The organism is Vibrio sp. V39_P1S14PM300, from assembly GCF_009904765.1.
Lineage (GTDB): Bacteria > Pseudomonadota > Gammaproteobacteria > Enterobacterales > Vibrionaceae > Vibrio > Vibrio proteolyticus.
Genome location: NZ_WXWP01000251.1, coordinates 1 through 7,135, shown reverse-complemented (window position 1 = coordinate 7,135; position 7,135 = coordinate 1). Strand labels below are relative to the sequence as shown.

General features: G+C 51.7%; 5 protein-coding genes. 1 reads left to right on the top strand and 4 read right to left on the bottom strand.

What is annotated here, in order from left to right; translation table 11 throughout:
* Positions 1-128 precede the first annotated feature (128 nt).
* Positions 129-1,418 (top strand): NAD(P)/FAD-dependent oxidoreductase, encoded by a 1,290-nt coding sequence (locus CAG65_RS12775; protein ID WP_021704151.1) that lies wholly within the window; start codon positions 129-131, stop codon positions 1,416-1,418.
* Between the two features lie 46 nt (positions 1,419-1,464).
* On the opposite strand, the gene CAG65_RS12770 is transcribed toward CAG65_RS12775, so the two are convergent.
* Genes CAG65_RS12770 through CAG65_RS12755 form a run of 4 tightly spaced genes read right to left on the bottom strand, consistent with a single transcriptional unit; the run spans position 1,465 to position 6,886 of the window.
* On the bottom strand, positions 1,465-2,001 hold the full coding sequence (locus CAG65_RS12770; protein WP_161447796.1) for a GNAT family N-acetyltransferase: 537 nt from the start codon (positions 1,999-2,001) through the stop codon (positions 1,465-1,467).
* A gap of 41 nt (positions 2,002-2,042) precedes the next feature.
* Positions 2,043-2,792, bottom strand: coding sequence for a peptidoglycan binding protein CsiV (locus tag CAG65_RS12765; protein ID WP_021704149.1), 750 nt, complete (start codon positions 2,790-2,792; stop codon positions 2,043-2,045).
* Positions 2,793-2,846: 54 nt separating this feature from the next.
* The gene (mfd, locus tag CAG65_RS12760; RefSeq protein WP_161453893.1) at positions 2,847-6,308 is read right to left on the bottom strand and encodes a transcription-repair coupling factor; all 3,462 of its coding nucleotides are present in this window, start codon (positions 6,306-6,308) and stop codon (positions 2,847-2,849) included.
* Between the two features lie 8 nt (positions 6,309-6,316).
* Positions 6,317-6,886 (bottom strand): PilZ domain-containing protein, encoded by a 570-nt coding sequence (locus CAG65_RS12755; RefSeq protein WP_161447800.1) that lies wholly within the window; start codon positions 6,884-6,886, stop codon positions 6,317-6,319.
* Between the last annotated feature and the right edge of the window lie 249 nt (positions 6,887-7,135).

Here is a 7,135-nt window from a genome sequence, read left to right as displayed (position 1 = left end):
TTGCTTATCTCTAGAAAGACAAATTTTAAAAATTTTATCGGTTGGAGCGCCGGTTGCTGTTTATCCATCATGCAGCCTTTGGCCTCGGGCCGACACCCATTTATCGACATTTTTAGAGGATCAATACTGTGACGCGAATTATCGTTGTAGGCGGTGGCGCTGGTGGCCTGGAACTGGCAACCAAACTGGGGCGAACCCTAGGGCGCAAAAAACGAGCAAAAATCACCCTGGTGGATCGAAAAGCCAGTCACTTGTGGAAACCCTTGTTGCACGAAGTGGCGACCGGTTCTCTGGATGAAGGCGTGGATGCCCTGAGCTATCTGGCGCATGCCAAGAATCACAGCTTTGACTTCCAACTGGGCAGTCTGGCCGATATCGACCGTGAACGAAAAGTGATCACCCTGAGCGAGCTGCGCGACAGCAACAATGAATTGCTGATGCCTGGACGTGAATTGGAATACGACATTCTGGTGATGGCGATTGGCTCGACGTCAAACGACTTTAACACGCCAGGTGTACGTGAGCACTGTATCTTCCTCGACAGTCCAGAGCAAGCAAGTCGTTTCCGCACGGAAATGAATAATGAATTCCTTAAGTTGCATGCCAAAGAAGGCCATGGCACCGTGGACATTGCGATTGTTGGCGGTGGCGCGACTGGCGTAGAGCTGTCAGCTGAGCTGCATAACGCAATCAAAGAGCTGCACAATTACGGTTTCGGCGATCTGGACTCCAGTAAACTGAACGTTAATTTGATTGAAGCTGGTGAACGCATTCTTCCTGCATTGCCACCTCGAATCTCTTCCGCGGCGCATCATGAGTTGACTAAGCTGGGCGTGAACGTACGCACGGCGACGATGATCACTCAGGCCGAGGCTGATGGCCTAGTGACAAAAGACGGCGAGAAGATCCCAGCTCAGATTATGGTCTGGGCAGCAGGTATTAAGGCACCGGATTTCATCAAAGATATTGGTGGCCTTGAGACCAACCGGATCAACCAACTGGTGGTCAAAGAGACGCTGCAGACAACACGTGATGACGACATTTTCGTGATCGGTGATTTGGCTCAGTGTACGCAGCCGGATGGTTCGTTTGTACCACCGCGAGCTCAGGCTGCGCACCAAATGGCCAGCCGCGCATTCAGCAACATTGTTGCCAAGCTCAGTGGGCGTGAGATGAAGCCGTATATCTATAAAGATAAAGGCTCTTTGGTTTCACTCAGCCGTTTCTCAACGGTCGGTAGCCTGATGGGCAACCTGACCAAAGGCTCGATGATGGTTGAAGGTCGCATTGCGCGGGTAGTGTACATTTCACTATATCGACTGCACCAGATGGCGCTGCATGGGTTCTTCAAAACGGCGCTGATTGTGCTAATGGGCAGGATCAACCGGGTGCTACGTCCGACCCTCAAATTGCATTAATAAAAAAGAGCTCTTCGGAGCTCTTTTTGGTGGGCGTGGCCTTTAATTAAGGCAGTACTGAGAACACCATACCGTCTCTCGGCTGATTATTGAACACGTAGCGATTTTGGGCCGTCACTTCATACTGAGCACCACACGCCAGAGCGAGTTTCTGACTGGGCAGGTTGGCTGGGTCACACACAATTTCGACTCGGGTGACTTTCAATTTTTCAAAGCAAAAATGAATCAGTGCCTGCAGCGCTTCACTGCCGTATCCGTTGCCCTGATGGGCGTCAGCAATCCAGTAACCTAAACTGACCATATTGAAGGTATGGTACATCTCGTTGATGGCCACCATGCCAAGCAGTTGATCGTCAGAGCGGCGGAAAACACCAAACCCATAGGCTTCGCCTTTGACCCAGTTAAGTCGGGTGGCGAGCAGGAAACGCTCGGCTTCTTTGGCACTGAAATCGGCGCGACACCAATCAACCCATTGATGCAGGGAAGGGGAGTGTTGAATGGCGTGGCACAGTGTCTGAGTCTGGTCGGACTCAATCAGCTTGAGAACCAGACGGGATGAGATGATTTGGAAATCCGGGCTCATGGTATTCGATAAATAATCGCCCTCCAGAGAGGGCGAATACGTTAGCCTGCGCGACGAACCTGGATAATCATGCCCATCAATGGGTTATCCAGATAGTGGATCTCGCCGCTGCGCATACGACGTTTCTGATCCATGCGGTAGCTCTTGAGGAACTTAAGTTCTTCAACCGTTGGTGTGACGTCTTCCAGGTTGCCAACCTGTACGGTATCCCCGTTGTCAAATTCCGCCATGGGCTTTTGCGGTAGCATGATCTCTTTGACCACCGGCTCTTTGACGTCCAGCATCACATCGGCATACAGATAGTGTTCCACATACACCTGCATTCTGCCGTCCAGTTGGTAAACCGGGCCGTTTTGAGTCTCTTCGCTGACACCGTCAATACTGGTGAGTGCGGTGCTGCCTTTCGGGCTACCATCTACGTTGTACTGGCTTGAGTAGTTCTTGCCGCCTTGAATATGAAAAACCGGTGCAGATAGGCGACCCCGACCGCTTTGGCGCCATGCGGTGTGCATCAGCACCTGGAAGCCTGCGTGATTGCGCAGAGCTTGCTCTTGTGGATTAAGGCGGTACGAAGAGCTTGGTAACAGCTGCACGCCTTTTTGAGCGCGATAGTTGGCATCGTTCAAGTTGCCAGCGTTGTCCATGCTGATAACCGGCAGTTGATCAGGCCAGGATTCCGTGGTTTGTTCCGCATTCACGGTACGTTTAAATATGATCACTTCTATATCAAATTGTCGGGCCATGGTCGGCAAAGAGACAAAAAAGAGTAGTAGTGGGATCAGCTTTTTCATTTCGACTCCGTCGTAGGTGCAGGGCACCTGAATTTAAACTTGGATACTTATCTGTTATGCGCTGGGCAACAAGTTTTGTTGAAACTCAGTCAGCATATCTGAAACAAATTGGATACGCTTGCGTCTGTCGACCAATGGTACCGCAAACTTAAACTTGGTTGGGCCTTCCATCGCAAATTTTTGTGGCTGTGATTGCAATAGTGTAACCAAAAACACTGGATTTATGTCAGCGTCCGGATAGAACTCGATGAAGCCACCCTTATCGTGCGCTTCAATCTTTCTCACTTTCAGCATGGCCGCGTCCAGCTTGAGTTCAGTGACAGAAAGCAAATTTTTGGTCGCGTCCGGCAGCAAGCCAAAGCGATCTATCAGTTCTACTTTCAGCTCTTCCAATTCTTCATTGCTCGACACGCTGGCGATTTGTTTGTACATCGACAGGCGCGTGTTCACATCCGGAATATAATCATCGGGCAACAGTGCGGGTAAGCGCATTTCGACTTCTGTCTGCTCGCGCAGCAACTCATCCAAAGAGGGCTCTTTGCCTTCACGCAGAGCGTCGACTGCTTGTTCCAGCATCTCCATATACAGGGTGAAGCCGACCGACTGGATTTGTCCGCTCTGCTCATCGCCCAGTAATTCACCCGCTCCGCGGATTTCAAGATCGTGCGTTGCCAGCGTGAAGCCGGCGCCCAAATCTTCCAAAGAGGCGATCGCATCAAGCCTTTTGATCGCGTCTTTGGTCATGGCTTTAGGGTGTGGAGTCAACAGATAGGCATAAGCCTGATGGTGCGAGCGACCGACGCGGCCACGCAGTTGGTGCAACTGAGCCAGGCCGAGGTGATCGGCGCGATCCATGATGATCGTGTTGGCGGTCGGCACATCGATGCCGGTTTCAATGATGGTGGTACATACGAGCAGATTAAAGCGCTGGTGATAGAAATCATTCATGATGCGTTCCAGCTCGCGTTCGCGCATCTGACCGTGAGCCGTGGTAATACGCGCTTCGGGGATCAGTTTTTCCAGGTCAGCGGCTACTTTTTCTATGGTTTCGACCTGATTATGCAGGAAGTAAACCTGGCCACCGCGCATGATCTCACGCAGAACCGCTTCGCGGATGATGCTGTCGTCCCGCTCACGCACAAAGGTTTTGATGGCCAGACGCCGCGCCGGTGGCGTTGCAATAATCGACAGGTCGCGCATGCCACTCATCGCCATGTTGAGGGTCCGTGGGATAGGGGTGGCGGTCAGAGTCAGAATATCGACGTCAGCGCGCATCGCTTTCATCTTTTCTTTCTGGCGCACTCCAAAACGGTGTTCTTCGTCTACGATCAACAGGCCGAGGTCTTTAAAACGAATATCGCTCGAAAGCAGCTTGTGTGTGCCAACCACCAGATCGACTTTCCCGTCTTCAATGTCTTGAAGAATCAGTTTCTGCTCTTTGGCCGATTTAAATCGTGACAGTACTTCGACCCGGATGGGCAAGTTAGCAAATCGGTCGCGGAAGTTTTCAAAATGTTGTTGTGCCAGCAGTGTGGTCGGTACTAACACGGCCACTTGTTTGCCATTGTCGGTGGCCACAAACGCCGCCCGCATCGCCACTTCGGTCTTGCCAAAACCCACGTCGCCACACACCAAACGATCCATGGCTTTGGGTTGGCACATATCTGACATTACCGCGTTAATCGCCATTGCCTGATCATCGGTTTCCTCAAACGGGAATCCGGCTTTGAACGTCGCGTACTGGCCGCGGTCGAGCGCAAACTTATAGCCTGGTTTCAGCTCGCGTTTGGCGTACACATCCAACAGCTCTGCCGCCACATCACGCACTTTTTCCGCAGCGCGGCGACGAGCCTTCGCCCAGGCTTCTCCGCCGAGTTTATGCAGTGGTGCGGCTTCTTCGGCGCCACCAGAATAACGGCTGATAAGGTTGAGTGACGCAACCGGGACATATAATTTGGCGTCGTTTTGATACTCAAGCGTTACGTACTCGGTGGTCATGCCACCCGCTTCCAGCGTTTGCAGGCCAATGTAGCGGCCAATACCATGATCAATGTGGACCACGGGTTGCCCGGGTTTGAGTTCGGCCAGATTACGGATAACCGCGTCACTGTTGGTGACTTTGCGGTCTTTGCGACGTCGTTGAATGACGCGATCGCCCAGTAAATCGCTTTCACAGATAAACGCGATGTCCGCCAGAGAATGAATGAATCCGTGCTCGCTGGCGCCCAGTACCAGAGTAAAACGTTCCGGGCTGTGCAGCGCTTCGTGCAATGATGCGCAAGCGACAGGACGCAGTTTAATGCGCTGCAGTAACTCCAGCAGGGCTTCTCGGCGTCCTTCCGATTCAACTGAGAAGATCAGTTTGCCGCTAAAGGACTCACTGAACTGGCGCAGCGCTGCGAGAGGCTCTTTGTTCTGATGCTGTACGGCCAGCTCCGGCAGTGCTTCCAGAGGCGGATTGATTCGCCCGGCCTTTTCACTGACGCTCTCCGCGGACAACACAATTTGCGGCAGCGACTTGAACTGTGCGTACAGTTCATCTTTCTTCAGCCACAATTCATGCGGTGGCAATAGAGGGCGGAGTGGGTCTACCTTACGCTGGTCGTAGCGATAATCGACATCATTGAGGAAGGTATCAATGGCAGACTCGATATCGCCAACGGCAATCAATTGGCTGTCGTCGGCAATGTAGTCGAATAAGGTTTCACTATGATCAAAGAACAGCGGTTGCCAGTATTCAATCCCGGCTGGCCAGGTGCCTTTGGAAACTTGCATATACACTGACTCTGGCTCGCGACGAGCTTCGAACCGCTGACGCCAGCGAATCCGAAACTCTTCAATGGCCGATTCGCTGGTGGGGAACTCGTGTGCTGGCAGCAGACGGATCTGCGCGATGTCTTCAATGGAGCGCTGCGTTTCCGGATCAAAAGTCCGTATCGTATCGATCTCATCATCAAAAAAATCGATTCGGTAAGGATCGCTCGATCCCATCGGAAACAGATCCAGAATGGAACCGCGACTGGCGTATTCGCCCGGACCAAAGACCTGATCGACATGACGGTAGCCGGACTTTTCCAGTTGCAGGCGCAGTTTCTCTAAAGAATAGAGATCGCCGGTTTTGACCATCAGCGTATGCTGCATCAAAAATTCGCGCGGAGACTGACGTTGTAGCAATGTACTGACCGGCACAATGGTGATACCGCGGGTTTGCGTCGGCAGCTGATACAGACGGGCTATCCGATCTGAAATGATTTCCTGGTGTGGTGAGAAGTTGTCGTATGGCAGCGTTTCCCAATCCGGAAAAAGCGCGACTTCACTCTCACTGAACTGTTCGATTTCCTGCTGCAATTTGAGGGCGGTCTGTGGATCCGGGACCGCCAGCAGCGTATGGCTGCTGTGTTGCGCTGCCAGCTCGGCGATCGCCAGTGCCAGACTGGCGCCCTGAAGATTGCCGACGTGCTTTTTGTCTCCGGCGCCGCTTGGGTTGGCCAAAGCAAGTAAATGGGATGTAGTCATGGTAATGCTTATTGTTTTTCTCGGGTTAAAGAGCGCTGACGCAACAGTTTTTGTTGTTGGAAAAGCGCGGCTTTAATCAGCAGATCCTGGTCGCTGTCTCTGAGGCGTTCATATTTCATCGTGATCAGGAAGTCATTCTCCTGAGCGTCACAGCCCGTTACGCGGCCATAACAATAGATCGCTGCCGAAGGATGTTCCAGAAATAGTTTCACTCGGGCCTGCATGTCAGTTGGCATCGCTTGTGTGCTACGAAACGTAAACTGACTGGCACCAAATGACTCGGTGGTATAACGATACCTGGGATCATCCTGTTGTGACAGCATGTACGTCAGCAGCAGGTTCAGTTTGGCGTTTTGATTTTCCAGCAGTTCCACGATTTGGCGGATATCTTTGTTCTGCATATCCAGGCGAGCGTGTTCATTGGCTTGCTCAAGATGACAAAACTCACTGGCCACTTTGAACGGAACGGGAATTTCAGCGTCGAAGTCATTACAGGAAGGAAGCGTGACACCGTCATCCAATGGTTCAACATTGGCGGTCATGTGATGATGGACGGTGAAATATTCTTGATCGGACATACGTATCTTCCTTTGTCTAATGATCTGATTATCGACATACCGGTCAACTTATCAAGGTATGTCGTTACCATTCACAGACTTAATTACGTAATTTAACGCTGAATTGGCAAAATAGGGCTACATATGCGCGAGATTAATCGTTACAGTAGCGATAATTTTTATCTAGGTTGACTAGTTATGTTTCACCCAGTTTCGACGTTTATCGGTCTGCGCTACCTGAGAGGCCGCTCAGGCGACAGGTTCAGTCGG

Coding starts and splice junctions, on each gene's coding strand:
- CAG65_RS12770 (WP_161447796.1), bottom strand. CDS start 2,001: ATGAGCCCGGATTTCCAAATCATCTCATCCCGTCTGGTTCTCAAGCTG.
- CAG65_RS12765 (WP_021704149.1), bottom strand. CDS start 2,792: ATGAAAAAGCTGATCCCACTACTACTCTTTTTTGTCTCTTTGCCGACC.
- mfd (WP_161453893.1), bottom strand. CDS start 6,308: ATGACTACATCCCATTTACTTGCTTTGGCCAACCCAAGCGGCGCCGGA.
- CAG65_RS12755 (WP_161447800.1), bottom strand. CDS start 6,886: ATGTCCGATCAAGAATATTTCACCGTCCATCATCACATGACCGCCAAT.